Below are 25811 nucleotides of genomic sequence, written 5' to 3'. Positions count from 1 at the left end.
ACACCGACGGCGTCTGCCGCTGCCGAGGATGTCGCCCTCTGTGCGACGGGGCCGGCCGACGGGGCCGAGGGTGGGCGCGCGGCCCGGCTCAGAGCTCCGCGGCCAGCGCCGCGGTGGCCCGGTCGACGACGCCGGCGCGCACGCTCGTCCACGCGCGCGGTCCGGCTGCGCGCGAGTCGGCCTCCGTGAGCAGGCGCAGCAGCGCGAGGCGGCGCCGCGCCCGACCGCCCTCTCCGAGCGCCTCAAGGGCGGCCTCGACGACGCCCGCGTCCCCGGGCGCCTTGGACGCGGCCGCCCCGAGCAGGAGGTGCTCGCGCACGAGCAGCACGATCTCCTCGGCCTCCGCGCCGGAGACCCCGAGGACGTCGAGGACCGCGGGGACGCGCTCGGCGCCGGCGGCGGCGTGCGCCTCGCCGACCACCCCGGGGACCTTGCCGAGGTCGTGGAGGAGGGCGGTGACGAGCAGCGTCGTGCGGTCGCGCGAGCCCGCCGCGGCATCGAGGCCCGGCAGACCGAGGGGGTCGAGGACCCGCGCCCCGCCGTCGTCGCCGAGGAGGCGGCCGGCGACGGCGGCCGTGCGCACCATGTGCCGGTCGACCGTGTAGAGGTGGAGGGGGTTGTGCTGGGGGCGGTTGAGGACGGCGCACCAGCCGGGGAACCAGCGCACGGGCAGGCCGGCGCGGTCGAGGTCCTCCCAGACGCGGACCAGCTCGTCGCCGGCGCCGAGGAGCTCGACGAGCCTGCCGAGCATCGTCGAGCTGCCCGTGGCGCGCGCCGCCCCTCCGCCGGTGCGCTCGCGGTCCTCGCGGACGGCGGGCTCGTCGAACCACGTACCGCGCGGGCTCGGGCAGCGGCGCAGGCTGGCGCGGGTGACGGTGGCGATCGGCTGTCCCGAGCGGACGGAGGCCAGCGCGACGCGCAGCGGGAGGGCGGGGTCGGCGTCGGGGACGGCGCGGTCGGCGAGGGCGACCTCTCCCCCGTGGGCGACGACGTCCTCGTCGAGGCGCTCGAGGACGGGGGCGGAGCGGCGTCCGAAGCGGACGAGCGTGAGGGGGCGCCGGGCGGGTCGGGCGGCGCGCAGGGTCGAGCGCATCGTCATGTCGAGGGCGGCGGCGATCTCGCGGGAGGCGGCGTAGGCGCCGGTGAGCATGCGGTCGCGCGCGTCGAGGTGCTCGGTGCCGCCCTCAGGGCCGGGGCAGGGAAGGTCCGCGCCGCCCGAGGTCCCGGACTCCCCGTCGGCGACGACGAGCACCGGGGCGCCGCCCTCGTCCTCGGCGCAGGAGGCCTGCTCCGCTGACTCGGCGGGCCCAGCGCCGTCGTCGAGGCCGAGAACGTCGGCGACGTCGTCCTGGACGGCCTGGACGAGGCGGTTGGTGGAGCGGCCGGTCGCGAGCGCGAGGGCGTCGCGGACGTTGAGGAGGGCGTCGACGGCGCGGTCGAACTCGCCGTGGGGCCGGTCGGCGAGCGAGGAGGCGGCCAGGCCGCGGACGAGGACGGCGTCGCGCAGGCCGCCGCGGGTCTCCTTGAGGTCGGGCTCGAGGAGACCGGCGAGCTCGCCGAAGGCCTCGGCGCGCTCGCGGGCGTCCTCGGCGAGCTCGGCCAGGCGCTTGCGGGTGGCGCTGCGCCAGTCTGTGAGCAGGGCGGAGGCGGCCTGCTCGGTGAGGGAGGCATCGCCGGCGACGTGCCTCAGGTCGAGGAGTCCGAGGGCGGCGGCGAGGTCATGGCTGGCGACGGTGCGGCACTCGGCGACGGTGCGCACGGAGTGGTCGAGCTGCACCCCGGCGTCCCAGATCGGGTACCAGAGCCGTTCGGCGAGGCCGGCCAGGAGGGTGGAGTCGGCGCGGCCGTCGGTGAGGAGGACGAGGTCGAGGTCGGAGGCGGGGCCGGCCTCGCGCCGGGCGAGGGAGCCGACGCAGGCCAGGGCGAGACCGGGGGTGGGTACGTCGGCGCCGGCGCGGCTCCCGCCGGCGCCGTCGGGGCGCGGGCCGTGGGGACCGGCGTCGGGATGGTCCTGGAGGCCCATGGCGGTCGTGGCAGCGGACCAGAGCCCGCGCAGCCCCGTCTCGACCTCCGCGGCGAGCGCCGCCCGCCACTCCCGCCCGCTCCTGGGGGTCCAGGTGCTCGGGTGGGGGTGGCGGGCGGCGGCCTGCGCGGGTGAGAGGAGGGGGCCGGGCTCGTCCTGGGTCTCCGTGGCCTTCAGGGGGCGGGTCGGGATGCTCATCGGACGGGCCTTACTTCCCTCGTGGTGGTGGGCTCAGGTGACCCGGTGCGGTTGTCGGCCCTTGTCAGAGGGCCCGTTCCCCGGTCTCCCCGGTGCGGACGCGGACGACGTCCTCGACGGGGGTGACCCAGATCTTCCCGTCGCCGATGTGCCCGGTGCGGGCGGAGTCGGCGATGGCGGTGACGGCGGCCGGGGCGTCGGGGTCGGCGACGACGACCTCGATGCGGGCCTTGGGGACGTAGTCGACGCGGTACTCGGCGCCGCGGTAGACCTCGGTGTGGCCCTTCTGGCGGCCGGCGCCCTGCGCCTCGGAGACCGTGATGCCGCGGATCCCGGCGGCCTCGAGGGCGTTGGAGACGGCCTCGAGCTGGTAGGGCTGGATGATGGCGGTGATGAGCTTCATGGCTCAGGCCTCCTTGCTGGACGGGGCGGCCGCGGTGGCCGGAGCGGGGCGGGGCGCGCCGGAGAAGCGGCCCGCGGTGAGGGTCTCGTAGGCGCTCTCGGAGTGCTCCGACTGGTCGGCGCCGAGGAGCTCGGCCTCCGGGCTGAGGCGCCAGCCGACGGTCTTCTCGACGACGAACCAGCAGATCGCGGTCATGACGAGGGAGAAGACGACGGCGCAGAGGGCGACGAGCACCTGGACGAGGAGCTGGGCCCCGCCGTGGCCGTAGAGGAGACCCGTGTCCTTGGAGAGGAAGCCGATGAGGACGGTGCCGGTGAGGCCGCCGACGAGGTGGATGCCGACGACGTCGAGGGAGTCGTCGTAGCCGAGCCTGAACTTGAGGCCGACGGCCATGGCGCACAGGGCGCCGACGATGACGCCGAGGACGATGGCGCCGACGGGGGTGACGGAGCCGGCGGCGGGGGTGATGCCGACGAGACCGGCGACGACGCCGGAGGCGGCGCCGAGGCTGGTGGCGTGGCCGTCGCGGATCCGCTCGACCAGGAGCCAGCCGAGCATGGCGGCGCAGGTCGCGGCGGAGGTGTTGACCCAGGCGAGTCCGGCGTTGCCGTCGGCGGTGAAGGCGGACCCGGCGTTGAAGCCGAACCAGCCGAACCAGAGAAGGCCGGCGCCGATCATGGTGAGGGGGATGTTGTGGGGGCGGATGGGCTCGCGGCCGAAGCCGCGGCGCTTGCCGATGGCGACGGCGAGGAAGAAGCCGGCGACGCCCGCGTTGATGTGGACGACCGTGCCGCCCGCGAAGTCGGTCGGTGCCGCGATGCCGCCGAACCAGCCGTCGGCGGACAGGGCCCCGCCGCCCCAGACCATGTGGGCCATCGGGAAGTAGGACAGGGTCGCCCAGACCGGGACGAAGGCCATCCAGGCGCCGAAGCGGGTGCGGTCGGCGATGGCGCCGGAGATGAGGGCGACGGTGATGATGGCGAAGGTCATCTGGAAGGCGACGCCGACGATGACGGGGACGCCGTAGTAGTCGATGGGCCAGTTGCCGGAGGCTCCGGCGATGGTGCCGTGGAGCCCGAACTGGGTGAAGGGGTTGGCGAAGACACCGCCGATGTCGGTGCCGCCGTAGGACATCGACCAGCCCCACAGGACGTAGACGACGCCGACGACGCCGGTGGCGCCGAAGGACATCATCATCATGTTGAGGACTGACTTGCCGCGGCTCATGCCGCCGTAGAACAGCGCCAGCGCCGGGACGGTCATGAGCAGCACCAGGGAGGCGCTGATGAGCATCCAGGCGGTGGCTCCGGTGTCGAGGGCCATGGGGAATCTCCGTGTGTGTCCTGGTGGTGCGCTGGGCTGCGCACACGGAGAGTGAAGGCCTCGCGTGTCAGGCGGGGGCGTCGCCCGTGTGACGCCCCCGTGTCGCCCGCGGCCCTCGTGTGTCGCTCCTGTTGCGGAGGTGTCCACGAGGTTTCGACGGCGTTCGGGGCGTGTTCGGCCGCTCAGATGCTGGGACGCGTCGGGTCGGACGCGGTGGCGCGCCGCTGGGGTGCCGGTAAGCCGAGCGCTCAGGCCAGGAGGGCGTCGACGAAGCCCTCCGGGTCGAAGGGGGCCAGGTCGTCGGCGCCCTCGCCCAGGCCCACGAGCTTGACGGGGACACCGAGCTCGCGCTGCACGGTGACGACGATGCCGCCCTTGGCGGTGCCGTCCATCTTGGTGAGGACGATGCCGGTGACGCCGACGGCCTCGGAGAAGACCTGGGCCTGGCGCATGCCGTTCTGGCCGGTGGTGGCGTCCAGGACGAGGAGGATCTCCCCCACCGGGGCGACCTTCTCCATGACGCGCTTGATCTTGCCGAGCTCGTCCATGAGGCCGGCCTTGTTCTGCAGGCGGCCGGCGGTGTCGACGAGGACGACGTCGACGCCGGTGCGGGAGGCCTCCCGGGCGGCGTCGTAGGCGACGGAGGCGGGGTCAGCACCCTCGCGGTCGGAGCGGACGACGTCGACGCCGACGCGCTCGCCCCAGGTGGTCAGCTGCTCGGCGGCGGCGGCGCGGAAGGTGTCGGCGGCGCCCATGACGACCGTCTTGTCCTGCGCGACGAGGACACGGGCGAGCTTGCCGCAGGTGGTGGTCTTGCCGGTGCCGTTGACGCCGACCATGAGCACGGCGGCCGCCGGCGCGCCGTCGGCGGCGTTCCAGGACTCGGCGGGAACAGGACGCGTCAGGTTGAGGGAGCGGTCCATCGTGGGGTCGACGAGGGCGAGGAGCTGCTCGCGCAGGACGCCTCGGATGGCCCCGGGGTCGGTGGTGTCGAGGACCTTGGCCTGGGTGCGCAGGTTGTCCATGAGCTCGGTGGTCACCTCGAGGCCGAGGTCGGAGGTGAGGAGGGTGTCCTCGATCTCCTCCCAGTCGGCCTCGGTGAGGTCGCCGCGGGACATGACGGACAGGACGGCCTTGCCGAAGCCGCCGGAACCGGCGAGGCGGGCGCGCAGGCGCTGCATGCGGCCCGGGATCGACTCGGGGCGCTCGAGGGTCGCCGTCGCGGTGCCGGTCTCGCCCTCGCGCTCGTCGGGCGGGGTGAGGAGGACGTCGTCGGCGCTGGTCGGGCGGTGGGGACCGACCTCCGGGGGCACGTCGCCCTTCCGACGGCCGGCGTAGAACCACAGGCCGCCCACGAGGGCGAGCACGACGACGACGGCCAGGACGATGAGCGGGGTCTCCATGACCCCATCATGCCCGATGGTCGGCGGGCGACGGCAGGCCGTCCGGTCCCGCGGGCGAGGCCCGTCCCGCGCGCCGCGTCAGGGAGGAGCCGTGGGGAGCCGTGGGGAGCGCAGCCGGGGACGACGAGTCCCCGGCCGGGAAGGGCGGCCGGGGCAGTCGGGGCAGGGCGGTCGGGGCAAGCGGCCGGCGCGCGGGGCCGGGTGTCGGACGGGGACGCACGAAGCCCACCCAACGTCCTCGTGGGGCGGGCTCGGGGCCTCGCGGCCGGGTGCTCGCCGGCGGCGCCGCGCGGACGCCGGGCGTCAGTGGGCGGTGGCCTCCTCGGCGGCGCGGGACTCGGCCTTGCGGCCGCCGCGGGAGTCGCGGCTGCGGCGCATCGAGGCCGCGCGGGACTCGGCGGAGTCCATGGTGCGCTCGACGGCGCCGACGAGGCCCTCGAAGCGGTCGGTGCCCGTGTAGGCGGAGGAGTCGTCCTCGACCCAGAGCTGGTCGAGGCGGACGTCCTCGGAGACGAACTTGACGCGCTCGCGGTCCTCGCGGCGCGACGCGGCGCGGAACTCGGCGAGGCGCTCGCGCCAGGTCGAGACGGGGTAGCGCTCGGCGATGACGGCGCCGATGACGGCGACGCCGGCGAGCATGACGACGATGAGGGGAAGGATCATGGCACCCATGGCAGGCATTGTCCCTCGCTGGCTCCCCGGTTGCGCACAGGGACGCGCCGTGTTCCACAACCGTGACCCGGGCCTTCGTCACGTGTTAACGACGTCGATCGCCTCGGATCCGCAGGCCGCGGCGGGCCGGGCGGGTGCACCGGGCACGGTGCGAGAGACGGGACGTCCGGCGGCGCTCCCCGACCGGCCGCGGCTCCGGCTGCCGGGCCCACCACGCGAGCTCGTCGGAGAAGGCGGCCGCGCCGCGCGCTCGCGCCACGCGGAGCGGGTGGGCGAGCATCCAGAGGCCGGTGCTCGGGTCGCCCGCCCGTCCCCACTCGAAGAGGACTTAGGAGCACACGGCGGTGGCCAGCGCCGAGAAGGCGCTGCCCGCCTGAGGCGTCGAGCGGGGGCTCCGGTCCCGCAGGAGCGGCCAGACGACGGGCCAGAAGACCGGCAGGAGCGCTCCGACCGCCATGACGAGGAAGGCGACCGCGGCGAGGACCCGGGTGCTTGTTCGAGGCTCGCCCACCAGCATGAGGCAGGCCCAGGACCACAGACCGAGGGACCCGACCGCGAGGACGAGCCGGGGACCGAAGGGGTCGGAGCGGACGGCGAACGCCAGCGCACCGGCGACGGCCACGAGGGCGACGGCCCGCAGGACGAGCCGCGGCGGGTAGCCGGTCCGAGCCGGGTCGCGGAGGTCAAGGCGCTCGGTGACCGGCAGGAGCTCGGCGAGCCGGCGGCGCAGGAAGGCCTCGCGCCCCCGCACGTACGCCGGCGTCGTCCTCGCCTGCGTCAGCCACATGACGACGGGGACGAGCAGCATCGTCGCGACCATGCCCGTCATCGCCAGTGTCGTGATCCAGCCGAGCCAGGCGGCGCCCGCGGCGCCGTCGCCGTGGAGTGACGGCAACCAGAACCAGGTGACGACCGCGCCGTAGGCGACGAGGAGGCCCCAGACGGTCCCCGTCGAGACGGCGGCTCCGGGCCGGGTGAGGAACCAGAGCCCCGGGTCCTCCTCGCCGTCCCCGGCGACGGAGTTCCTCGCGGCGAGCTGGAGGAGCACGGCGAGGAGGCTGAGGCAGGCGAGGGCGACGCCGACGAGCGCCACCCCGGTCATGGCGCCGGAGAGCCCGTCGGGGCAGGCGTCAGCGGCGACGCTCGCCCTCGTGCAGGCCCGGAGGTCCGCCACGGGCGCGGCGGTGACGGCGACGACGATCAGGAGGACGATGGTCGCGACCCCGGCCCCGAGGAAGCCGCCCTGGCTCATGAGCGTCCCCTGCCACCGGTAGCCCCGCTCGTTGAACCGGGCCCGCCGATCGCCGATCAGCGGATAGCGGGCTCCGGCCCGCACCTCGTCGACAGTCACGGCCGTGGCTCCTCACCTCAGGGAAGCGCCGCGGTCAGGGGGTGCGGCACCGGACCAGGTTAGTGCTTCTCCCGCCCGGCGAGGCGCTGCGAGACGGCCTGGGTGACGCCGTCACGCATGGTGATGCCGTAGAGGGCGTCGGCGACCTCCATGGTGCGTTTCTGGTGGGTGATGATGATGAGCTGACTGGACTCGCGCAGCTCGATGAAGATGTCGAGGAGGCGCCCGAGGTTCGTGTCGTCGAGGGCCGCCTCGACCTCGTCCATGACGTAGAAGGGCGAGGGGCGCGCCTTGAAGATGGCGACGAGGAGGGCGACCGCGGCCAGGGAGCGCTCGCCGCCGGAGAGCAGTGAGAGGCGCTTGACCTTCTTACCGGCCGGGCGCGCCTCGATCTCGATGCCGGTGGTGAGCATGTCCTCGGGGTCGGTGAGGACGAGACGCCCCTCGCCGCCGGGGAAGAGGCGGTCGAAGACGAGGGCGAACTCCCTGGCCGTGTCCTCGTAGGCCCGGGCGAAGACCTCCTGGACGCGGGCGTCGATCTGCTCGACGATCGCGAGGAGGTCGGCGCGGGACTGCTTGAGGTCGGCGAGCTGCTCGGCGAGGAACTGGTGGCGCTGCTCGAGGGCGGCGTGCTCCTCGAGGGCCAGCGGGTTGACCTTGCCGAGGCGGGTGAGGTCCCTGGTGGCCTTGGCGAGGCGCTTCTCCTGCTCGGCCCGGACGTAGGGGCGGCCTGTGACGCGACGTCGGGGCTCGACGACGCCGTCCTCGTCGTCGTCGGTGTCGGGGTCCCCGGTCCCGTCGGCGCGCTCGTCGCCGGAGGCCCGAGCGGCGGCCTCCGCCTCGGCCTCCTGGGCCTCGAGGAGCTCCTCGGTGCCCTCGGGGACGAGCATGTGCGGCCCGTACTCCTCGACGAGGGGCTCGAGCTCGAGGCCGAGCTCGCTCATGGCGCGGTCGGCGAGGGCCTGGAGTCGCGTGCGCTGCTCGGCGCGGGCGATCTCGTCGCGGTGGGCGGCGTCGGTGAGGCGGGAGAGCTCGCTCGTGAGGCCGTCGAGCTCCTCCCGGATGGCGCTCGTGGCGGAGATGGCCTCGCTGCGGTCGGACTCGATGCGGGCGCGCTCGCGCTGGGCCTCCTCGACGCTGCCCCGGGCGGCCGCGGTGGCGTCGCGGGCCTGGTCGCGCACGTGGGAGGCGATGGTGAGGCGGGCGGTGCGACGGGCCTCGGCGCGCTCGGCGGCGGCGCGCTGCTCGCGCTCGCGCCGGGCGGCGGCCCGCAGGGAGTCGGAGCGTCCGCGTCCGGAGCGCTCGCGCTCCTCGGCGGTGCGCAGGGCGAGGCGGGCCTCGGTCTCCGCGGCGCGGGCGGTGCGGGCGGCGGCGACGGCGGCCTCGCGCTCGTTGCCGGCGACGGCGATGGCGGCCTCGAGGTCGGAGGGCGCGCTCCGCTCCCCCGCGGTGCCGGCGGCGCCGTCCTCGATCTCGGCGAGGGCGGCGGTGGCGGAGGCGAGCTCGGTGGTGCGCTGGGAGGCCTCGTTCTCGGCGCGCTCGAGGACGCGGCGGGCGCGCCCGGCCTCGTCCTCGGCGGCGCGGACCGCGCTCGTGAGGCCGGCGAGCGCCTCGGCGGCGCGTGCGGCCTCGGCGTCGGCGGCGCGCAGGGCGGCGAGGGCCTCGCTCACGACGCGGCGGGCGGTCTCCTCGCCGTGGCGCGCCTCCTCGAGGGCGGCGTCGGCGTCGGCCTCGGCGCGGGCCGCGGCCTCGGCGCGGTCGGCGGCGTCCTCGTGGGCGGCGGCGAGCTCGAGGACGGAGGAGGTGCCGCGTCCGGCGCCCGTGGCCCGTTCGGGGGCGAGGACCTCGCCGTCGCGGGTGGCGACGACGGCCTCCGGCGCGGCGGCGCGGACCGCACGGGCGGCAGGGAGATCCGGGACGACGAGAGCGGCGGCGAGGAGTCGGTCGAGGGCGTGGTCGAGACCGGGGCGCGCGACGGTGACGAGGCCCCGGGCGACGTGCGCGCCCTCGATGCCGGCGGCGGTGACGGCCGCGAGCGCCTCCTCGGCGCCGTCGGCCACGGCGGCGGGGACGTCGGCGAGGACGAGGCGGAGGGCCCCGGCGTCCTGGGCGCGGGCGTGCTCGAGGGCGGCGACGGCCGCGTCGGCGTCCTCGACGAGGGCGGCGCCGGCGAGCTCTCCCAGCAGCGCGGCGACCGCGTTCTCCCAGCCGCGCTCGACGCTGATCGACTCGGCGAGCGTGCCGAGGACCCCGGGCAGCCCGGCCTCGGCGAGCTCGGCGGTGCCGTCCTGGGCGTGGAGCGACAGGGCGAGGGTGTCGCGGCGGGCGGTCCACGAGGCGCGTTCCGAGGCCGCCTCGCGGCGGGCGTCGGTGGCGGCGGAGACGGCGTCGCGGGCGGCGCCCAGGGCCTCGGTGGCGGCCTCGTGGGCGGCCGCGGCGCGCGCCTGCTCGCTGTCGAGAGCGCCGTCCGCCCCGGCTTCGCCTCGAGCACCGGGCTCCCCCTCCCCCGTCGTCGCGGCGTCGGGGCTCCCGGTCTGCTCGGCGAGGGCGGTGCGGGCCTCCTCGGCGCGGCGCTCCGCGGAGGCCAGGGAGCTCCGCGCCTGCTCGAGGCCGGCGAGCGCGGCCTCGTGGCGGGACCGGGCGGAGGCGACGCGGCCGCCGGCGCGGGCGAGCTTCTCGCGGTGCTCGGCCTGGCGGCGTTGGAGGCCGGAGAGTGCGGCCTCGGCGGAGGACTCGGCGGACTCGGCGTCGGCGCGCTCACGGGAGGCGTCGGACAGGGCGGTGCGGGCGTCCTCGATGGCGTCGGCGAGCTCGGCCTCCTCGGCGGCGGCGACCTCGGCGCGGCGCTCGAGCTCGGCGGGGTCGGTGCCGAAGGCGGGCCGCGGGGCGCCGGCGAGGCCGCGGGCCCGCTCGGCGGCGACCTCGGCGAGCGAGGCGAGGGACTGCTCGGCGCGGGTGAGCTCCTCCCAGACGCTCGTGGCGCGGGCGAGGCGCTGGCCGCTCGTGGCCTCGACGGCGCTCAGCTCGGCGAGGCGGGCGCGGGCGACGCGCTCGGCCTCCTCGACGCCGGCGCGGCGGCGGGCGAGCATCGTCTGGTCCTCGTCGCCGGCCTCAAGGAGGGACTGGGTCTGGACGACGTCGTCGGCCAGGAGGCGGGCGGCGGCGTCGCGGACCTCGACCTGGATGGTGCGGGCGCGGCGGGCGACGGCGGCCTGGCGGGCGAGCGGCCCGAGCTGGCGGCGGAGCTCGGCGGTGAGGTCGGTCACGCGGGCGAGGTCGGCGGCCATGGAGTCGAGCTTGCGCAGGGCCCGCTCCTTGCGGCGCCGGTGCTTGAGGACGCCGGCGGCCTCCTCGATGAAGCCGCGGCGCTCCTCGGGGGTGGCGGAGAGGACCTCGTCGAGTCGGCCCTGGCCGACGATGACGTGCATCTGACGGCCCAGGCCCGTGTCGGAGAGGAGCTCCTGGACGTCGAGGAGGCGGCAGGGGGTGCCGTTGATCTGGTACTCGGAACCGCCGCCCCGGAAGAGGGTGCGGGTGATGGTGACCTCGGTGTAGTCGATGGGCAGGGCGCCGTCGGTGTTGTCGATGGTGAGGGAGACCTCGGCGCGGCCGAGGGGGGCGCGCTTGCCGGCGCCGGCGAAGATGACGTCGGCCATGGAGCCGCCGCGGAGGTTCTTCGCACCCTGCTCGCCCATGACCCAGGTGAGGGCGTCCACGACGTTGGACTTCCCGGAGCCGTTGGGTCCGACGACGGCGGTGATGCCGGGCTCGAGGCGCAGGGTCGTCGACGAGGCGAAGGACTTGAAGCCCTTGATCGTCAACGTCTTGAGGTGCACGGGGACACGATAGCGGGCCGCGGAGCGGTCCCGCCCCACGCGCGCGGCGTGCGTGCGGGGCCGGGTCGATCACCTCCGCGAGGACCAGGCGGACGGTCCGCACCCGCCCCTACGCTGCGGGCGACCGGCGCGACAGCCGAAAGGCAAGCACGCTTGACAACCCCCACCATGTCAAGCAAACTGGGCACGTCAAGGCTCCTTGACTCACTGGGAGGGGAGCCCGACGACGTCCCTGACCCCATCAGCCACCCGAGCAGGAGAAGACCCGTGCTGAGGATCGACCACCTGTCCAAGAGATTCGGGAGCCTCACGGCCCTCGACGACCTCTCCCTCCACCTCGATGACGGCGAGATCGTCGGCTTCGTCGGCGCGAACGGAGCCGGCAAGTCCACGACGATGCGCATCGTCATGGGCGTCCTGGCCGCCGACGCCGGCGCGGTCACCTGGGACGGAGCCCCCGTCGACGCCGCCCTCCGCCGCTCCATCGGCTACATGCCCGAGGAGCGCGGCCTCTACCCCAAGATGAAGGTCGGCGAGCAGCTCCGGTACCTCGCCCGCCTCCACGGCGTCGCCAAGACCGACGCCGAGCGCGCCGTCGAGGAGTGGACCGAGCGGCTCGGCGTGGCCGAGCGCCGCGGCGACGACGTCCAGAAGCTGAGTCTGGGCAACCAGCAGCGCGTCCAGCTCGCGGCCGCCCTCGTCGGCGCCCCCGCGCTGCTCATCCTCGACGAGCCCTTCTCGGGCCTGGACCCCGTGGCCGTCGACGTCATGAGCGAGGTGCTGCGAGAGCGGGCCGCTGCCGGGGTGCCCACGCTGTTCTCCTCCCACCAGCTCGACGTCGTCGAGCGGCTCTGCGACAGGATCGTCATCATCCGCTCGGGGCGGCTCGTCGCCGACGGCACGATCGACGAGCTCCGCGCCACCGAGGAGCCGCGCTGGCGGGCCGTCGTCGCGACGAGCGCGCCGCAGGATCCCGGACGCCCCGTGCTCGCGGCCGCCGACGCCGTCGCCGCGCTTCCCGGGCTCGAGGTCGGCGCCGACCGCCGCGGGTGCCTCGTCCTCACCTGCGGCGGCGCCGATGAGCAGGCACTCCTCGCCGCCGCGGCACGGCAGGGCGCGGTGCGCGAGCTCGGTCCCGTGCGCCACGACCTCACCGAGATCTTCCGGGAGGCGCTCCACGACCCCGGCTCCGACGACCCGTCCTCCCCGGGCGCCGGCGCAGCGCCGACCGCCCACCCCGCCGCTCCCGACACCGCAACCGGCACGACGACCGACCAGGAGGCCCGAGCATGAGCACCATGAGCCGATCCGCGGAGATCCGCCTCGTCGCGGGCCGCGAGCTGCGCACCCAGCTCCTCAAGAAGTCCTCGATCATCTCCACCATCATCATGACGGTCCTCGTCGTCGGCGGGATCGTCCTCGCCTCCGTCCTCGGCGGCGGCACCTCGGAGCCCTACCGGCTCGGCGTCACCGGGGCGGACGCCGCCACGGTCAGGGCCCTCACCCCTGCGCTCGAGCAGGTCCGCGACTCGGACGGCGCGAGGGTGAGCGTCGTCGACCTGTCCGGCCGGTCCACCGCCGACGTCGACGCGGACCTCACCGCCGACGACGACTCCGACTCCGCCGTCGACATGGCCCTCCTCCTCGGCGAGGAGCCGACGCTGCGCGTCCAGAAGGCCTCCGACGACGCCGTCGTCTCCGGCGTCACCGCGGCGCTCCAGCAGGCCGCGCTCGCTCAGCAGATCACGGCGCTCGGCGGTGACCCGGCCGAGGTCTCGGCCACCGTCGCCGGGGCCGCGCCGCAGGTCGTCACCCTGGAGAAGGACTCCGGTTCGGGCGCCTCGGGTCCGCAGTACCTCATCCTCATGGTCATCGACGTCCTCCTCTTCATCGTCATCATGGGAGGCGGCCAGATGATCGCGATGGGCGTCGTCGAGGAGAAGGCGAGCCGCATCGTCGAGATCCTGCTCGCCTGCGTCCGCCCCACCTCGCTCCTGGCGGGCAAGGTCCTCGGGACCGGGACGGCGGTCATCGCGAGCTACGCGCTCATGGGCGTCGTCTCCGTCGTCGCCGCCCGCGCGACGGGCGTCATGCCGAGCCTCGGCGTGGACCTCAACGGCGTCGTCGTCGCCATGGTCGTGTGGATGGTGATCGGCTTCGCCACCGTCGCGGTCCTCTACGGCGCCGCGGGATCGCTCGTGAGCCGGCAGGAGGACGTCTCCTCCGTGACGATGCCGCTCATGATGCTGTGCATGGTGCCCTACATGCTCTCCATCTTCATGGCTCAGGGCGACCCGACGGCGCTGGTGTGGCGGGTGCTCGCCTACGTGCCCGTGTTCTCGGCCTTCCTCATGCCGGCGCGCCTCGTCCTGGGCGCCTCGAGCTGGGCCGAGCAGGGCGTCGCGCTCGCCATCGCCCTCGTCGCGCTGCCCCTCCTCGTGAGGCTTGCGGCGACGGTGTACACGCGGGCGGTCACCCGCACGGGCGGCCGCGTCCCGCTCAAGGAGGTCCTCGGCCGCCGCGCCGCCTGACACCCCTCCCTCGAGATCGGGACGTCCTGACCTCGAGATCGGGACCTCGGCACAACGAGAACCGGCCCGTCCCCCACTGCGTCGTGGGTGACGGGCCGGTTCTCGTCGCGAGTGCGCACCCGGCTCGGCCGGGCGGGGTCTCAGAGGGAGAGCTCGGGGAACCAGATCGCGATCTCACGGGCGGCGGACTCGTTGGAGTCGGAGCCGTGGATGAGGTTCTCGATGGCGGTGGTGCCCCAGTCGCGGCCGAGGTCGCCTCGGATCGTGCCCGGGGCGGCCTTGGTCGGGTCGGTGGCGCCCATGAGGGTGCGGACGGACTCGACGACGGAGTGGCCCTCGACGACGGCGGCGACGATCGGGCCGGCCGTCATGTACTCGACGACGCCCGGGTAGAAGGGCTTCTCGACGTGCTCGGCGTAGTGCTCGGCGAGCTGCTCCTCGGTGGCCCGGAGGCGCTTGATGGCGATGATGTCGTAGCCCTTGGCCTCGATCCGGGCCAGGATCTTGCCGGTGAGGCGGCGGCTGACGGCGTCGGGCTTGAGGAGGATGAGGATGTGGTCGGGGGCGGAGACGTCGGTCATGGATGTCCTTTCAGCGGGCGCGCTCGCGCGTTCGCGGCGACGATTGAACCGGGAGAAGAGTGACGGACGGGGAGGTGCGTGCGCAAGCACCCCGCTGGGGCGCGGCCGTGCCGGCGCCGGTGCGGGCACGCGAGTCGGGGCTCCGGGGAGCCGGAGCAGGACGGAGCATCCCGCCCGGCGACATCCCGCCCGGCGTCCGCCCGCCGCTCAGACCCGGGTGAGGACGCCGACGACGTCGGCGAGCACCGGCTCCGGTGCGGGCCCGGTGACGGAGAGGCCGACGACGTCGCCGCCGCGGGCGCCGAGGGCGAGGAGCTCCATGAGGGTCGTGGCGCCGCGGCCGTCGACGAGCATCTCGGCGTGGCCGGCGCGCAAGGCGGCGGCGATCGCCGCGGCGGGGCGGGCGTGGATGCCGTCGGGGTCGGCGAGGCGAACGCCGGAGGTGGTGGCGGTGCGGATGACGGCGCCGGGCTCGGCGGTGCGGCGGGTCTCGGGGACGACGACGGGCTCGAGGGCGTCGATCCAGCCGCGCACAGACTCCTTGGCGGCGCGGGCGCAGGTCTCGGCGCTCCCGCCTCCCTGCGCCTCGACGGCGGCGGCGAGGGTACCGCGCGCGACTGGGGCGTCGACGGCGACGACGGCGCGCTCACCGGCGGGTCGGTGCTCGAGCTCGACCACGATCTCGGCGCTCATGAAGGCGCTGCCGAGGTCGGCGGTGAGGAGGACCTCGTGACCGGCGTCGAGGAGCTCGGTGACGGCGTCGCGGACAGCGGGCAGGTTCGTGCCGAGGCCACCGTCGGGTCCTCCGCCGACGGGGCGCACGGCGACGTCGGGGGCCATCTGGGCGATGAGCTCGGCGACGCCGCGGGCGAGGTCGCGGGAGTGGGAGACGATGACGATGGCCGTCGCGGCGGACTCGGTCACGGGGTGCTCCTGGGTGCGGGCGGTGGTGCGGCGCGCGAGGGGTGGCGGGCCCGCGCCCCCGACGGGCCGCGCGGGCGTCGTCGGCCTCAGGCGCCGGCGCCCTCGAGGGACTCGGCGGCCTCGACGGCGGCGCGCAGGATGAGGGCGGCGGACTCGGCGCCGGGGTCGCGGTGCCCGGCGGAGCGGGCGCCGAGGTAGGAGGCGCGGCCCTTGCGGGCGACGAGCGGCTCGGTGCCGCGGGCGCCCTCGGCGGCGGCGTCGGCGGCCTGGCGGAGGACGTCGAGCGGGGCGTCGCCCGCGGCGGCGGCGGCCTCGGCGGCGGCTGCTGCCGGGTGCCAGGCGTCGATCATGGTCTTGTCACCGCTCTCGGCGCGGCCGCGCGCCTCGATGCCGTCGCTGGCCTCGCGGATGAGGCGGGCGACGTCGGCGCCCGAGAGCTCGGCGGCGTCGCCGACGCGGGAGGCCCTGAGGAACGCGGTGCCGACGAGGGGGCCGGCGGCCCCGCCGATGGTGGCGATGAGGGTGGTGGCGACGGACTTGAGGACGCCGGCCAGGGTGCCGGGGAGGTCGCCCTGGGACTCGAGGGAGTCGAGCTTGTCGACCGCGGCGCGGAAGCCGCGCTCGAGGTTGACGCCGTGGTCGCCGTCGCCGATGGCGCGGTCGAGCTCGGTGAGCTCGTCGCGGCGCTCGGTGACGGATGCTGCGGTGCGACGGGTCCAGTCGATGGCCCAGCTCGCGTCCAGAGGCATTGCTCGTCCCTTCTGCGTGCCCGTCTGCGCGGAGGTCCGCGCGCGGACGTGGGAGTGGGCGGACCGGGCGCGACGCGCGCCCCGCTCCGTCACCACCATGGTCGGTCGCATTGTCCCACGCCGGTCCCGCCGGGTCGACGGGGCCGCGCTGGGGCGGCGGACAGCGGTTCTGTGAGGTGCTTCGCCCCGCGGCCGGGCCGCGCCGGGCTCCCGGGCGCCGGGCCTGGGAGGGGGACACATGAGACGCCGCCTCGTCAATCCCCCGATGGTCGGTCACGTCAGCCCGTCACCTCGTCACACTGGATCGGCCGATGTGACCCTGACCACTTCGATCGAGAGGTGACCACCATGCCCTCTCCCACGATGACGGCCCGTGCCCGCACCGTCGCCCTCACCGCCACGACCCTCCTCGCCCTGCCACTGGGCGCCTGCGGCTCGCAGGACGCGTCCGACGCCGCCTCCGCCGCAGCGAGCCTCGCCCCCGCTCCGAGCCCGACCACCGCCACGGCGGCACCGGCCGCCACGAGCACCTCCACCGCCACGAGCAGCGGCGCGCCCGCCGTCGCGACGGCACCGGACCAGTCGCCTCCCAGCAGGCCGGGGACCCGGTCGGCCCCGAGGCCACCACCGCGGCCGCGGCCGCCGACGCCGGAGCAGCCGGTGGCGCCACCTCCTCGACCGAGGACGTCGCCGGCGCGAAGGCCTCGGCCCAGGCCTGGATCGACGCGCTCGCGGCGAACGACGAGAACGGCGTCATCGAGCACTCGATGGAGGACGTCTGGCGCACGGCCCTCGCGGACCGCTCCCGCTCGATCGGCCTCAAGGGCGTCCTCCAGCAGCCGGGCGTCACGTGGACCGTCGGCGATCCCGTCGCCGACGTCCAGGCCCCCTCCGCCCTCATCGCCCGCGAGGGGGCGCCGGTGACCGGCGACCTCGTCCTGCCCGTGACGCACTCGCTCGCCCCCGGCACTCCCCAGACCTACGTGGCCCTCACATGGGGGCCGGACGCCGGCTGGGTGGTCACCGACCACCAGGAGATCGACGCGGACGCCTCCTGATCACCGACCGCCTCGAACGACGACGGTGCCGGCGCCCCGCCAGGGCGCCGGCGCCGTGCTGCGGGTCAGGGTCGGGGCGCGGTCAGACCCTCCCGAAGAGCGCGCGGGCCTCGGCGGCGAGGACGACGGAGCCGACGATGAGGACGCCGGAGGCCGGCAGCGGTGCGTCCGTACCCTCGGCGATGGTGACGGCCTGCTCGACGCCGGAGCCCAGGTCGGCCGCGACGATGACGCGGTCCTCCCCGAGCACCTCCCGGGCGACGACGGCGAGGTCCTCCGGCTCGGCGGCGCGCGGCGAGTCGATGGGGACGATGACGACGGCGTCGACGGCCGGCTCGAGGGCGGCGAGGACGCCCTCAGCGTCCTTGTCCGCCATGGCCCCGTAGACGGCGACGAGGTGCTGGAAGGGGAAGGCCTCGTCGATGGCGCTCATGAGGGCGGTGACGCCGTGCGGGTTGTGGCCGGCGTCGACGAGGACGGTCGGGCTGGAGCGGACGACCTCGAGGCGGCCGGGGCTGGTCACCGACGCGAATCCGTCCTCGACGATCTTGGCGGGTAGGGCGCGCCCGCCGAAGACGGCCTCGGCGGCCGCGAGCGCGAGGACGGCGTTGCTCGCCTGGTAGTCGCCGTGGAGGGGCACGAAGACGTCCTCGTAGACGGCGGCGGCGGTGCGCATCGTCACGAGCTGGCCGCCCACCGCGATGGAGCGGTCCAGGACGCGCAGGGCGCCGGCGTCGGGGGCGTCGGGGTCCTCCTCGGGGTCGAGCTCGCGGCGCCAGACGACGCCGTGCTCGGCGGCCGCGGCCGCGATGACGGCCTGAGCCTCGGGGACCTGGACGGAGGTGATGAGGGTGGCGCCGTCCTTGATGATGCCGGCCTTGTTGGAGGCGATCTCCTCGATGGTGTCCCCGAGCCAGGCGGTGTGGTCGAGGCCGATGGGGGTGATGACCTCGACCTCGGAGGCGACGACGTTGGTGGAGTCCCAGGTTCCGCCCATGCCGACCTCGATGACGGCGACGTCGACGGGGTGGTCGGCGAAGGCCGCGAGGGCCATGACGGTGAGGACCTCGAAGAAGGACAGCCGCGGGCCGCCCTTGGCGAGGGACTGCTCGTCGACCATCTCGATGTAGGGGGCGACGTCCTCCCAGGCCGCGATGAAGCCCTCCTCGCTGATGGGCTCGCCGTCGAGGCTGATGCGCTCGCGGATGGTGGCGAGGTGGGGGCTGGTGAAGCGGCCGGTCCGCATGCCGGTGGCGGCGAGGAGGCGCTCGACCATGCGGGCGGTCGAGGTCTTGCCGTTGGTGCCGGTGACGTGGACGACGCGGTAGGTGCGCTCGGGGTTGCCGATGACGTCGAGGACGGCCTCGACGCGCTCGAGGGAGGGCTGGACCTGGTGCTCGGGGGCGCGGGAGAGGATCTCGGCCTCGACCTCGCGCATGCGGGCGGAGACCTCGACGGCGTGGGCGGCGGCGCGCAGGTCCGCCTGGTTCCGCTCGATCTCGTCGCCCAGGCGCTCCCCGAGCCCGGTGCCGGCCTCGTCGTCCCGGTCGTCGTCGGCGGAGCGGTCGGCGGGGGCGTCGGGGAGCTGGGGCTCCCAGTCCTCCCAGTCGTCGGAGTCGTCCTCGTCGACCTCGGCGAGGAGGGCGTCGAGCTGGTCGAGGTCGCCCGAGGGGATCATGTTGTGGGCGACGAGGTGGCGCAGGGCGTCGAGGTCGGCGGCCTCTCGGGCGTCCTCGGCGGCGTCGGCGGCGGCCTGCTCGCTCTGGAGGTCGGTGACCGAGACGGTGGAGCCGTCGGGGCGGGCGGCGGCGGGGCCGCCGGCGGCCTCGATGTAGGGCAGGAGCTCGGGGTCGATGCCCTTGATGCCGGCGGGGTCACCCTCGATCTCGCGGCGCAGGGCCTCGAGCCCCCCGCCGGTGGCGACGGCGTCGCCGAAGACGGCGTCGACGACCTCCTCGCCGGTGGCGCCCTCTGGGATGCCGAAGGCGGCGCCGGGGTGGGTGCCCTTCTCGGCGGCGTCGTCGTGCTGCTCGCTGCTCATGCTTCTCCCCGGGGACGGTGGTGGGACGGGACCTGGGCCAGCCTAGCGAGGCGTGCGCGCGGGTCCGAGGCCGGGGCGTCCGCTCACGGTGAGACCGCTGTCGCGGCCGTCACGCGGGACGCCCCCCTCCCCTACGCTGGCCCCGGTCGACGCCGTCGGCCGTCCGCCCAGTCCCGCCCCTCAGGAGGAACCGCATGGAGCCCACCTCGCTCGCCCTGGCCGAGCTGCCGCCCGTGACCGCGTGGCTGTCCGACATGGACGGCGTCCTCGTCCACGAGAACCGCGCGCTGCCCGGCGCCCAGGAGTTCATCGACGCCCTGCGCGAGCGGGAGATCCCCTTCCTCGTCCTGACGAACAACTCGATCTTCACCAACCGCGACCTCTCCGCCCGCCTGGCCCGCTCCGGGCTGGAGGTCCCGGAGGACCGGATCTGGACGAGCGCGAACGCGACGGCGGCCTTCCTGGCGCAGCAGTCCCCGGAGTCCTCGGCCTTCGTCATCGGCGAGGCGGGCCTGACGACGGCGCTGCACGGCGCGGGCTACATCATGACCGACCAGGACCCCGAGTACGTGGTGCTGGGAGAGACCCGCAACTACTCCTTCAACGCGCTCACCCACGCGATCCGCCTCATCGAGGGCGGGGCGAAGTTCATCGCGACGAACCCGGACGTCTCGGGTCCCTCCGACGAGGGCACGCTGCCGGCGACGGGCTCGATCGCGGCGATGATCCAGGCGGCCACGGGCCGCGCCCCGTACTTCGTGGGCAAGCCGAACCCGGTCATGATCCGGGCGGGCCTCAACGTCATCGGGGCACACTCGACGACGGCGGCCATGGTGGGCGACCGCATGGACACGGACGTGCGCGCGGGCGTCGAGGCGGGCCTGCGCACGCACCTCGTCCTCACCGGGTCGACGAGCCGCGAGCAGATCGGGCGCTACCCCTTCCGCCCCTTCGCCGTGCACGAGGGCATCGGCGACCTCATCGCCCTCCTCGACGGCCAGGCCGGCGCCGGCGACTGAGGAGCGCTCAGCCCAGGAGGCGGTCGTAGATCTCGGCGGTGGCGCCGGGGCGGGCCTCGCGCCAGGACGTGCCGGCCCACAGGCTCACCACCCGAGAGTCTCCCGCCCTGGAGCCGGCGCCGCGGATCGGTCCCGTCACCTGGTCGACGGCGGGGTAGGAGGCGGGGGCGTCCTCGTGGTCGTGCATGAAGTCGTTGACGAGGCCGCGTGCCAGGCGCCCGGAGAAGGCGCGGGTGAGGGCGGTCGTCGTGAAGCGCTCGTCGCGGAGGGCGGCCCGGATGACGGGGCTGGTGCCGGCCTCGGCGGCGTCGAGGAAGGCGGTGCCGGCGGAGACGGGGACGCCCCGCTCCGTCCAGCGCCGGACCTCCTCGGGCGAGGTGAGCCCGCCGGCGACGACGATGGGCAGAGGGCTCAGGGCGCGCACCTCCTCGGCGAGCTCCTCGAGCGTCGCCGTCGGGGCGGGGACGGTCGGGTCGAAGACGGCGCGGTGGCCGCCGGCGCCGGCCCCCTGGACCACGAGGGCATCGGCGCCCGCGGCCTGGGCCTGACGGGCCTCGGGGCCGCTGGTGACGGTGGCCCAGCAGGCGCTGCCGACGGCGTGGAGCCGGGAGACGGCCTCAGCGGGAGGGCAGCCGAAGGTGAAGGAGACGACGGGGACGGGCTCGTCGGTGAGGATCTCGAGCTTGGCGTCCCAGGCGTCGTCGTCCTGGTGGGGCTCGGGCAGCTCGACGCCGAGGCTCGCGGCGAGCGGCAGGAGGCTGTCGCGGTAGGCGGCCGCGGCGGCGAGGTCCGCGGGAGGTCCGGGGACGAAGAGGTTGACGCCGAAGGGGCCCGTGGTGGCGGCGCGGACGGCGGCGACCTGCTCGGCGAGGAGCGCGGGCGTCTTGTAGCCGGCGGCGAGGAAGCCCATGCCGTCGGCCTGGGCGGCGGCCACGGGCATGGCCGGGGTCGAGGGGCCGCCGGCCATGGGGGCGACGACGAGCGGGCGAGGCAGGTCGGCGGGGAGGAGTCGGCGTGAGTCGCTCATGTCCCCATGATGCTCCCCAGCGTGGCTGGCAGTCGGACGCACGTTCGGCCGCCCGGCCCCTGGGGGCCGGGCGGCCGAACCGTACGTGGAGGTGGTGCCCGGAGGACCGGGCTGAGGCGGCGCGGCGCGTGCGGCGCGGTGTGTGCGGCGCGGTGCGTGCGGCGCGGTGCGTGCGGCGCGGCTCGCCCGGAGCCGGGCCTCTCAGGCGAGTGCGCTCAGCCGATGACCGAGTCGACCCAGTGGTGGACGTTGGCGACGTCCTCGGCGTCTCCGCCGGTGGACTCGGCGAGGCCGACGAAGCCGACGACCTCGTCGCCGCGCATGAGCGCGGCGCCGGAGTCGCGGTGCTCGAGCGTCATGCCCTCAGGGCCGTCGAACCAGCTGATCCAGCGGTTGTGGCCGTCAACGGTGACGTCGGCGCGGCCGAGGGTCGGGGTCGCGGCGTCCTCGGAGCTGTTGACGGCGACGACGCTGAGCCTCTCGCCGGCCCGGCCTGCGGGGCCCGGTCGCTGAGCCGCGCCGTCGCGACGCCCTCGAGCGGGTGGTCGAGGTGGACGAGCATCGCCTGGCTCTTCGACGGGTCGGTGTGGGTGACGCCGTCGCGCTGCTGGAAGTAGCGGTGGTCGTCGACCGAGGCGGTCCTGCCGTTCGTGGCGACGGCGCCGGTGGCGGCGGCGCACCTGGTCGAGTCGGACCAGGCGAGGGCCCAGTCCTTCGCGACGAGGACGGCGCTGCAGCGGTGCTCCCCCTGGGCGTCGAGGAGGGCGACGACGCCCGGGTCGTCGGTGACCTCCCCGCCCGTGGCGGCCTGGGCCGGAGTCGCGAGCACGGGGCCGACGACGAGGGCGCCGAGGGCGGCGAGAGTGGCGACGGTCTTCTTCATGGTGTTCTCTCGTTCACGTTGAGAATGGTTCTCAATTGACTGAGGGAGAAGGTACGCCGGTCGCCGCGGATCGGCAAGCCGCCCGCCCGAGCGCGCCGTCGACCGCCAGACCCACGCTCGACCGCCTGATTCCCAGGAATCAGACGGTCGAGCGGTGCATTGGCGGTCGACCACCGAGGGTGGGGACCGCAGCGACGGCTTCGCGGGCGTCAGGCGCGGGCGACCTCGGCGCTGGGCTGCTCGCCCTCGGCGGCCTCGAGGACCTCGACGGCCACACAGCTCGTCTCGCCGGTGACGAGGTCGAGGTGGCGGCGCGTCCACTCGGCCTTGTCGGCCGGGACCGTGAGGGTCATCCGCATGGGCTCGCCGACCTGGAGGTCGGCCGCCTTGCGCTCGTCCATGACGAGACGGACGAGGTCGCGGGCCCAGCCCTCGGCCTCCAGCTCCTCGTCCAGGCTCGTGTCCAGGACGACGAAGGCGCCGGACGGCAGCATCGTCGCGGACAGGGAATCGTCGTCGACGTCGATGCGGCTGGTGAGGGCGAAGGCGGAGTCCTCGGCCTCGAGGACCACGGGGGTCCCGTCGATGAGGACGTCGTCGAAGCGGACGTCGCCGTCCTCGGTGAGGGTCCACTCCCCCGCCTTCTGCGCCTTGAACAGGCGCGAGGTGAGCTTGCGGACCTCCGGGGAGAAGGCGCGCGGGTTGAGCGTGAGCTCCTCGTGGACCTCGTAGCCGGCGTCGGCGGCGTCGAGGACGCGGACCTCCTTGACGTTGACCTCCTCGGCGATGAGCGAGCGGAAGGGCGCGAGCCCGGCCGGGTCGGTCGTGGCGACGGTGAGGGCGCGCAGCGGCTGGCGCACGCGCAGCTTCTCCGCCTTGCGCAGGGACAGGGTCGCGGAGACGGCGGCGCGAGCCTCGTCCATGGCGGTCACGAGAGCCGGGCTCGCGACGTGGGCGGGCAGCTCCGGGTAGTCGGTGAGGTGGACGGAGCGCCCGCCGGTCAGGCCGCGCCAGATCTCCTCGGAGACGAGCGGGGCGAGTGGGGCCTGGACCTCCATGAGGACGCGCAGCACGGTGTGGAGCGTGTCGAAGGCCGGGTGCGAGACGGCGGCGTCCTGACTGGTGAAGCGCGAGCGCGAGGTGCGCAGGTACCAGTTGGTGAGGACGTCGAGGAAGTCGCGGATCGTCTGGGTCGCGCCGGTGACGTCGTAGGCGCCCATCTGGGCGCGGACCGTCGCAGCGAGGTCCTTGGTGCGCGCCAGGACGTAGCGGTCCATGACGTGCAGCGAGCCCTTGGGACCGAACAGGGACGCGTCGGACAGGTCCACGCCCTGCGTGACGTAGCCCTTCCCGCCGTCGGCCTGGCCGGCGTAGAGCGAGAAGAAGTACCAGGTGTTCCACAGCGGCAGGAGGACCTGGCGCACGGTGTCGCGGATCGCCTGGTCGGTGACGGCGAGGTTGCCGCCGCGCACGACGGGGCTGGAGAGCAGGAACCAGCGCATGGCGTCGGCGCCGTCGCGGTCGAAGACCATGTTGACGTCGGGGTAGTTGCGCAGCGACTTGCTCATCTTCTGGCCGTCGTCGCCGAGCAGGATGCCGTGGGAGACGACGGAGGTGAAGGCGGGGCGGTCGAAGAGCGCGGTGGCCAGGACGTGCAGCGTGTAGAACCAGCCGCGGGTCTGGCCGATGTACTCGACGATGAAGTCGCCCGGGTTGTGCGACTCGAACCACTCGACGTTCTCGAAGGGGTAGTGCACCTGGGCGTAGGGCATCGAGCCGGACTCGAACCAGCAGTCCATGACGTCGGGGATGCGGCGCATCATCGACTTGCCGGTCGGGTCGTCCGGGTTGGGACGGACCAGCTCGTCGATGTAGGGGCGGTGGAGGTTGTCGACCTTGACGCCGAAGTCGCGCTCGAGCTCCTCGAAGGAGCCGTAGACGTCCTCGCGGGGGTAGCGCGGGTCGTCGGAGCGCCACACCGGGATGGGGGCGCCCCAGAAGCGGTTGCGGGAGATGGACCAGTCGCGGGCGCCGGCCAGCCAGTTGCCGAAGATGCCGTCCTTGATGTGGGAGGGAGTCCACTCGATCTGCTGGTTGAGCTCGACCATGCGGTCGCGGATGGCGGTGACCTTGATGAACCAGGAGGACACGGCCTTGTACATGAGCGGCTTGCGGCAGCGCCAGCAGTGCGGGTAGCTGTGCACGTAGGACTGCTGACGCACGAGGACGGCGCGGACGGCGGGGTCGCGGCGGGCGATCGGGCCGGTGGCGTCGCGCAGGTCGGTGACGACGGGCTTGTTCGCGTCGAAGATCTGCAGGCCCTCGTAGTCGGGGACCTCGGCGGTGAAGACGCCGCCCTCGTCGACGGGCAGGACGACGCCGATGCCGTACTCCATACAGGTCCACATGTCGTCCTCACCGAAGGCGGGGGCCTGGTGGACGAGTCCGGTTCCGTCGGAGGTGGTGACGTAGTCGGCGGCGATGACGTGCCAGGCCTTGGGCCCGGGCTGGGCGCCCTCGGCGCGGTGCTCGGCGTCGTCGAAGTAGTCGTAGATGGGGTGGTAGGCCGCGCCCACCAGCTCAGAGCCCTTGTAGCTGGCGAGGACCTCGGGCTCCTCGCCGAGCTCCTTGGCGTAGGCCTCAAGGCGCTCGGCGCCGACGACGACGTCCTCGCCGGCGACCGGCGAGTCGAGGTCGTCCGCCACGTGGACGAGGACGTACTCGACGTCGGGGCCGACGGCGACGGCGGAGTTGGACGGGAGGGTCCACGGCGTCGTCGTCCAGATGAGGAGCAGCTCGGGCCGCTCGGCGCCCTCGCGCAGCGGCTCCTCCAGGCGCAGACCCACCGTGACGGTGTTGTCCTGGCGGTCCTGGTAGACGTCGTCGTCCATCTTGAGCTCGTGGTTGCTCAGTGGGGTGCGGTCGTGCCAGCAGTAGGGCAGGACGCGGTAGCCCTGGTAGGCCAGGCCCTTGTCGTAGAGGGTCTTGAAGGCCCAGATGACGCTCTCCATGTAGTCGGGGTTGAGCGTCTTGTAGTCGTTGTCGAAGTCGACCCAGCGCGCCTGGCGGGTGACGTAGTCCTCCCACTCCTTGGTGTAGCGCAGGACGGAGGTGCGGCACTCCTCGTTGAACTTCTCGATGCCGATGCCGCCGGGGCGGGTGATCTCGGTGACGTCGTCGATGCCGAGGAGGCGCTGGGCCTCGAGCTCGGCGGGCAGGCCGTGGGTGTCCCAGCCGAAGCGGCGCTCGACGCGCTTGCCGTTCTGGGTCTGGAAGCGGCCGACGGCGTCCTTGACGTAGCCGGTGAGGAGGTGGCCGTAGTGGGGCAGGCCGTTGGCGAAGGGAGGGCCGTCGTAGAAGACGAACTCGTTGGAGTGGCCGTCGTCGTCCAGGGCGGGGCGGTTGTCGATCGAGGCCTGGAAGGTGCCGTCCTGCTTCCAGTAGGCGAGCACGTCCTGCTCGATGGCGGGGAAGGACGGGGAGGGGCTGACGCCCTCGCCCGCGCGGTGGAGGGGGTAGCCGGCGGGGTGGAAGGACTCCCCCGTCGGCGTGGTCTGGGTGGCGTCTGCCATGGCTGGTGCCTCGCGGATCTCTCGTGAACCTCTTCGTCACGAGGACGACGCCGGGCCCTCCTCCCGCAGGCTCATGACCTGGGGAGCCGGGCGGCACCGCGGTACCACCTCGCTTGCCGCGCTCGGTCCCCGTCCCGGGCGGGCCCGGGCCGGCTCGCGGTGCGCGACCGCTCGCAGGGGGCTGTGCGGGCCCCTCCCGCCCGGGTCTAGTGAGGCG

The 25811-nt window shown here is 74.6% G+C and carries 20 protein-coding genes; 4 read left to right on the top strand and 16 right to left on the bottom strand.

The genetic code is table 11. The features are described from left to right. Positions 1 to 88 precede the first annotated feature (88 nt). The 7 genes from AXF14_RS08635 to smc form a co-directional block, all read right to left on the bottom strand. A complete protein-coding gene (locus AXF14_RS08635; RefSeq protein ID WP_067942536.1) occupies positions 89 to 2221 on the bottom strand; it encodes a [protein-PII] uridylyltransferase family protein in 2133 nt (710 codons plus the stop codon). 64 nt (positions 2222 to 2285) lie between these two features. Continuing rightward, entirely contained in the window at positions 2286 to 2624 is a 339-nt protein-coding gene (locus tag AXF14_RS08630; RefSeq protein ID WP_067942534.1) for a P-II family nitrogen regulator, read from the bottom strand. 3 nt (positions 2625 to 2627) lie between these two features. After that, a complete protein-coding gene (locus tag AXF14_RS08625; protein ID WP_067942532.1) occupies positions 2628 to 3947 on the bottom strand; it encodes an ammonium transporter in 1320 nt (439 codons plus the stop codon). 248 nt (positions 3948 to 4195) lie between these two features. After that, positions 4196 to 5350, bottom strand: a complete 1155-nt coding sequence (gene ftsY, locus AXF14_RS08620) for a signal recognition particle-docking protein FtsY (RefSeq protein WP_067942530.1) — start codon at positions 5348 to 5350, stop codon at positions 4196 to 4198. A 303-nt stretch (positions 5351 to 5653) separates the two neighbouring features. Next, entirely contained in the window at positions 5654 to 6022 is a 369-nt protein-coding gene (locus tag AXF14_RS08615) for a hypothetical protein (RefSeq protein ID WP_211260073.1), read from the bottom strand. A 328-nt stretch (positions 6023 to 6350) separates the two neighbouring features. Then, the gene (locus tag AXF14_RS08610) at positions 6351 to 7373 is read right to left on the bottom strand and encodes a hypothetical protein (RefSeq protein ID WP_067942527.1); all 1023 of its coding nucleotides are present in this window, start codon (positions 7371 to 7373) and stop codon (positions 6351 to 6353) included. A gap of 59 nt (positions 7374 to 7432) precedes the next feature. Next, complete coding sequence (smc, locus tag AXF14_RS08605) at positions 7433 to 11209, bottom strand: chromosome segregation protein SMC (RefSeq protein ID WP_067942525.1); 3777 nt, start codon at positions 11207 to 11209, stop codon at positions 7433 to 7435. 267 nt (positions 11210 to 11476) lie between these two features. Between smc and AXF14_RS08600 the strand changes: the two genes are divergently transcribed. Together AXF14_RS08600 and AXF14_RS08595 are read left to right on the top strand one after the other, a co-directional pair. Continuing rightward, a complete protein-coding gene (locus tag AXF14_RS08600) occupies positions 11477 to 12502 on the top strand; it encodes an ABC transporter ATP-binding protein (RefSeq protein WP_084355472.1) in 1026 nt (341 codons plus the stop codon). Further along, complete coding sequence (locus tag AXF14_RS08595; RefSeq protein ID WP_067942523.1) at positions 12499 to 13740, top strand: ABC transporter permease; 1242 nt, start codon at positions 12499 to 12501, stop codon at positions 13738 to 13740. The genes AXF14_RS08600 and AXF14_RS08595 overlap by 4 nt, the downstream gene beginning before the upstream one ends. Before the next feature lie 140 nt (positions 13741 to 13880). On the opposite strand, the gene ndk is transcribed toward AXF14_RS08595, so the two are convergent. The 4 genes from ndk to AXF14_RS08575 all read right to left on the bottom strand — a co-directional run bounded on the left by ndk (position 13881) and on the right by AXF14_RS08575 (position 16758). Next, on the bottom strand, positions 13881 to 14321 hold the full coding sequence (gene ndk, locus AXF14_RS08590; protein ID WP_067942521.1) for a nucleoside-diphosphate kinase: 441 nt from the start codon (positions 14319 to 14321) through the stop codon (positions 13881 to 13883). A 207-nt stretch (positions 14322 to 14528) separates the two neighbouring features. Continuing rightward, entirely contained in the window at positions 14529 to 15245 is a 717-nt protein-coding gene (gene dhaM / locus AXF14_RS08585) for a dihydroxyacetone kinase phosphoryl donor subunit DhaM (protein WP_067942519.1), read from the bottom strand. 86 nt (positions 15246 to 15331) lie between these two features. Then, positions 15332 to 15994: a dihydroxyacetone kinase subunit DhaL gene (dhaL, locus tag AXF14_RS08580; protein ID WP_067942517.1), complete on the bottom strand. Its 663-nt coding sequence runs from the start codon at positions 15992 to 15994 to the stop codon at positions 15332 to 15334. A gap of 278 nt (positions 15995 to 16272) precedes the next feature. After that, the gene (locus AXF14_RS08575; protein ID WP_067942515.1) at positions 16273 to 16758 is read right to left on the bottom strand and encodes a hypothetical protein; all 486 of its coding nucleotides are present in this window, start codon (positions 16756 to 16758) and stop codon (positions 16273 to 16275) included. A 3-nt stretch (positions 16759 to 16761) separates the two neighbouring features. Here AXF14_RS08575 and AXF14_RS08570 point away from each other — a divergent pair, with 3 nt between their 5' ends. Then, positions 16762 to 17052, top strand: coding sequence for a hypothetical protein (locus AXF14_RS08570; protein WP_067942513.1), 291 nt, complete (start codon positions 16762 to 16764; stop codon positions 17050 to 17052). An 82-nt stretch (positions 17053 to 17134) separates the two neighbouring features. Here the strand turns inward: AXF14_RS08570 and AXF14_RS08565 are convergent, their stop codons facing one another. Further along, on the bottom strand, positions 17135 to 19093 hold the full coding sequence (locus AXF14_RS08565; RefSeq protein WP_067942511.1) for a bifunctional folylpolyglutamate synthase/dihydrofolate synthase: 1959 nt from the start codon (positions 19091 to 19093) through the stop codon (positions 17135 to 17137). Between the two features lie 194 nt (positions 19094 to 19287). Here AXF14_RS08565 and AXF14_RS08560 point away from each other — a divergent pair, with 194 nt between their 5' ends. Continuing rightward, entirely contained in the window at positions 19288 to 20112 is an 825-nt protein-coding gene (locus tag AXF14_RS08560; RefSeq protein WP_067942509.1) for an HAD-IIA family hydrolase, read from the top strand. 7 nt (positions 20113 to 20119) lie between these two features. Here AXF14_RS08560 and AXF14_RS08555 read toward each other — a convergent pair whose 3' ends face one another. The 4 genes from AXF14_RS08555 to ileS all read right to left on the bottom strand — a co-directional run bounded on the left by AXF14_RS08555 (position 20120) and on the right by ileS (position 25594). Continuing rightward, positions 20120 to 21139: a nitronate monooxygenase gene (locus AXF14_RS08555; protein ID WP_084355470.1), complete on the bottom strand. Its 1020-nt coding sequence runs from the start codon at positions 21137 to 21139 to the stop codon at positions 20120 to 20122. Positions 21140 to 21354: 215 nt separating this feature from the next. Next, entirely contained in the window at positions 21355 to 21498 is a 144-nt protein-coding gene (locus AXF14_RS13980) for a hypothetical protein (protein WP_169798260.1), read from the bottom strand. Continuing rightward, a complete protein-coding gene (locus tag AXF14_RS08550) occupies positions 21495 to 22022 on the bottom strand; it encodes a hypothetical protein (protein ID WP_067942507.1) in 528 nt (175 codons plus the stop codon). The genes AXF14_RS13980 and AXF14_RS08550 overlap by 4 nt, the downstream gene beginning before the upstream one ends. Positions 22023 to 22231: 209 nt before the next feature. Further along, positions 22232 to 25594, bottom strand: a complete 3363-nt coding sequence (gene ileS / locus AXF14_RS08545) for an isoleucine--tRNA ligase (protein WP_067942505.1) — start codon at positions 25592 to 25594, stop codon at positions 22232 to 22234. Between the last annotated feature and the right edge of the window lie 217 nt (positions 25595 to 25811).

The sequence above is a fragment of the Actinomyces radicidentis genome (assembly GCF_001553565.1).
Taxonomy (GTDB): Bacteria; Actinomycetota; Actinomycetes; order Actinomycetales; family Actinomycetaceae; genus Actinomyces; species Actinomyces radicidentis.
Note: the sequence above shows the minus strand (reverse complement) of the source record. Positions and strands in the feature narration are given on the sequence as shown.

Bases quoted from the DNA above. Each gene is read 5' to 3' on its own strand.
- AXF14_RS08635 (WP_067942536.1), bottom strand. From the start codon at position 2,221: ATGAGCATCCCGACCCGCCCCCTGAAGGCCACGGAGACCCAGGACGAG.
- AXF14_RS08630 (WP_067942534.1), bottom strand. From the start codon at position 2,624: ATGAAGCTCATCACCGCCATCATCCAGCCCTACCAGCTCGAGGCCGTC.
- AXF14_RS08625 (WP_067942532.1), bottom strand. From the start codon at position 3,947: ATGGCCCTCGACACCGGAGCCACCGCCTGGATGCTCATCAGCGCCTCC.
- ftsY (WP_067942530.1), bottom strand. From the start codon at position 5,350: ATGGAGACCCCGCTCATCGTCCTGGCCGTCGTCGTCGTGCTCGCCCTC.
- AXF14_RS08615 (WP_211260073.1), bottom strand. From the start codon at position 6,022: ATGGGTGCCATGATCCTTCCCCTCATCGTCGTCATGCTCGCCGGCGTC.
- AXF14_RS08595 (WP_067942523.1), top strand. From the start codon at position 12,499: ATGAGCACCATGAGCCGATCCGCGGAGATCCGCCTCGTCGCGGGCCGC.
- ndk (WP_067942521.1), bottom strand. From the start codon at position 14,321: ATGACCGACGTCTCCGCCCCCGACCACATCCTCATCCTCCTCAAGCCC.
- dhaL (WP_067942517.1), bottom strand. From the start codon at position 15,994: ATGCCTCTGGACGCGAGCTGGGCCATCGACTGGACCCGTCGCACCGCA.
- AXF14_RS08570 (WP_067942513.1), top strand. From the start codon at position 16,762: ATGGAGGACGTCTGGCGCACGGCCCTCGCGGACCGCTCCCGCTCGATC.
- AXF14_RS08565 (WP_067942511.1), bottom strand. From the start codon at position 19,093: ATGAGCAGCGAGCAGCACGACGACGCCGCCGAGAAGGGCACCCACCCC.
- AXF14_RS08560 (WP_067942509.1), top strand. From the start codon at position 19,288: ATGGAGCCCACCTCGCTCGCCCTGGCCGAGCTGCCGCCCGTGACCGCG.
- AXF14_RS08555 (WP_084355470.1), bottom strand. From the start codon at position 21,139: ATGAGCGACTCACGCCGACTCCTCCCCGCCGACCTGCCTCGCCCGCTC.
- AXF14_RS13980 (WP_169798260.1), bottom strand. From the start codon at position 21,498: ATGACGCTCGAGCACCGCGACTCCGGCGCCGCGCTCATGCGCGGCGAC.
- AXF14_RS08550 (WP_067942507.1), bottom strand. From the start codon at position 22,022: ATGAAGAAGACCGTCGCCACTCTCGCCGCCCTCGGCGCCCTCGTCGTC.
- ileS (WP_067942505.1), bottom strand. From the start codon at position 25,594: ATGGCAGACGCCACCCAGACCACGCCGACGGGGGAGTCCTTCCACCCC.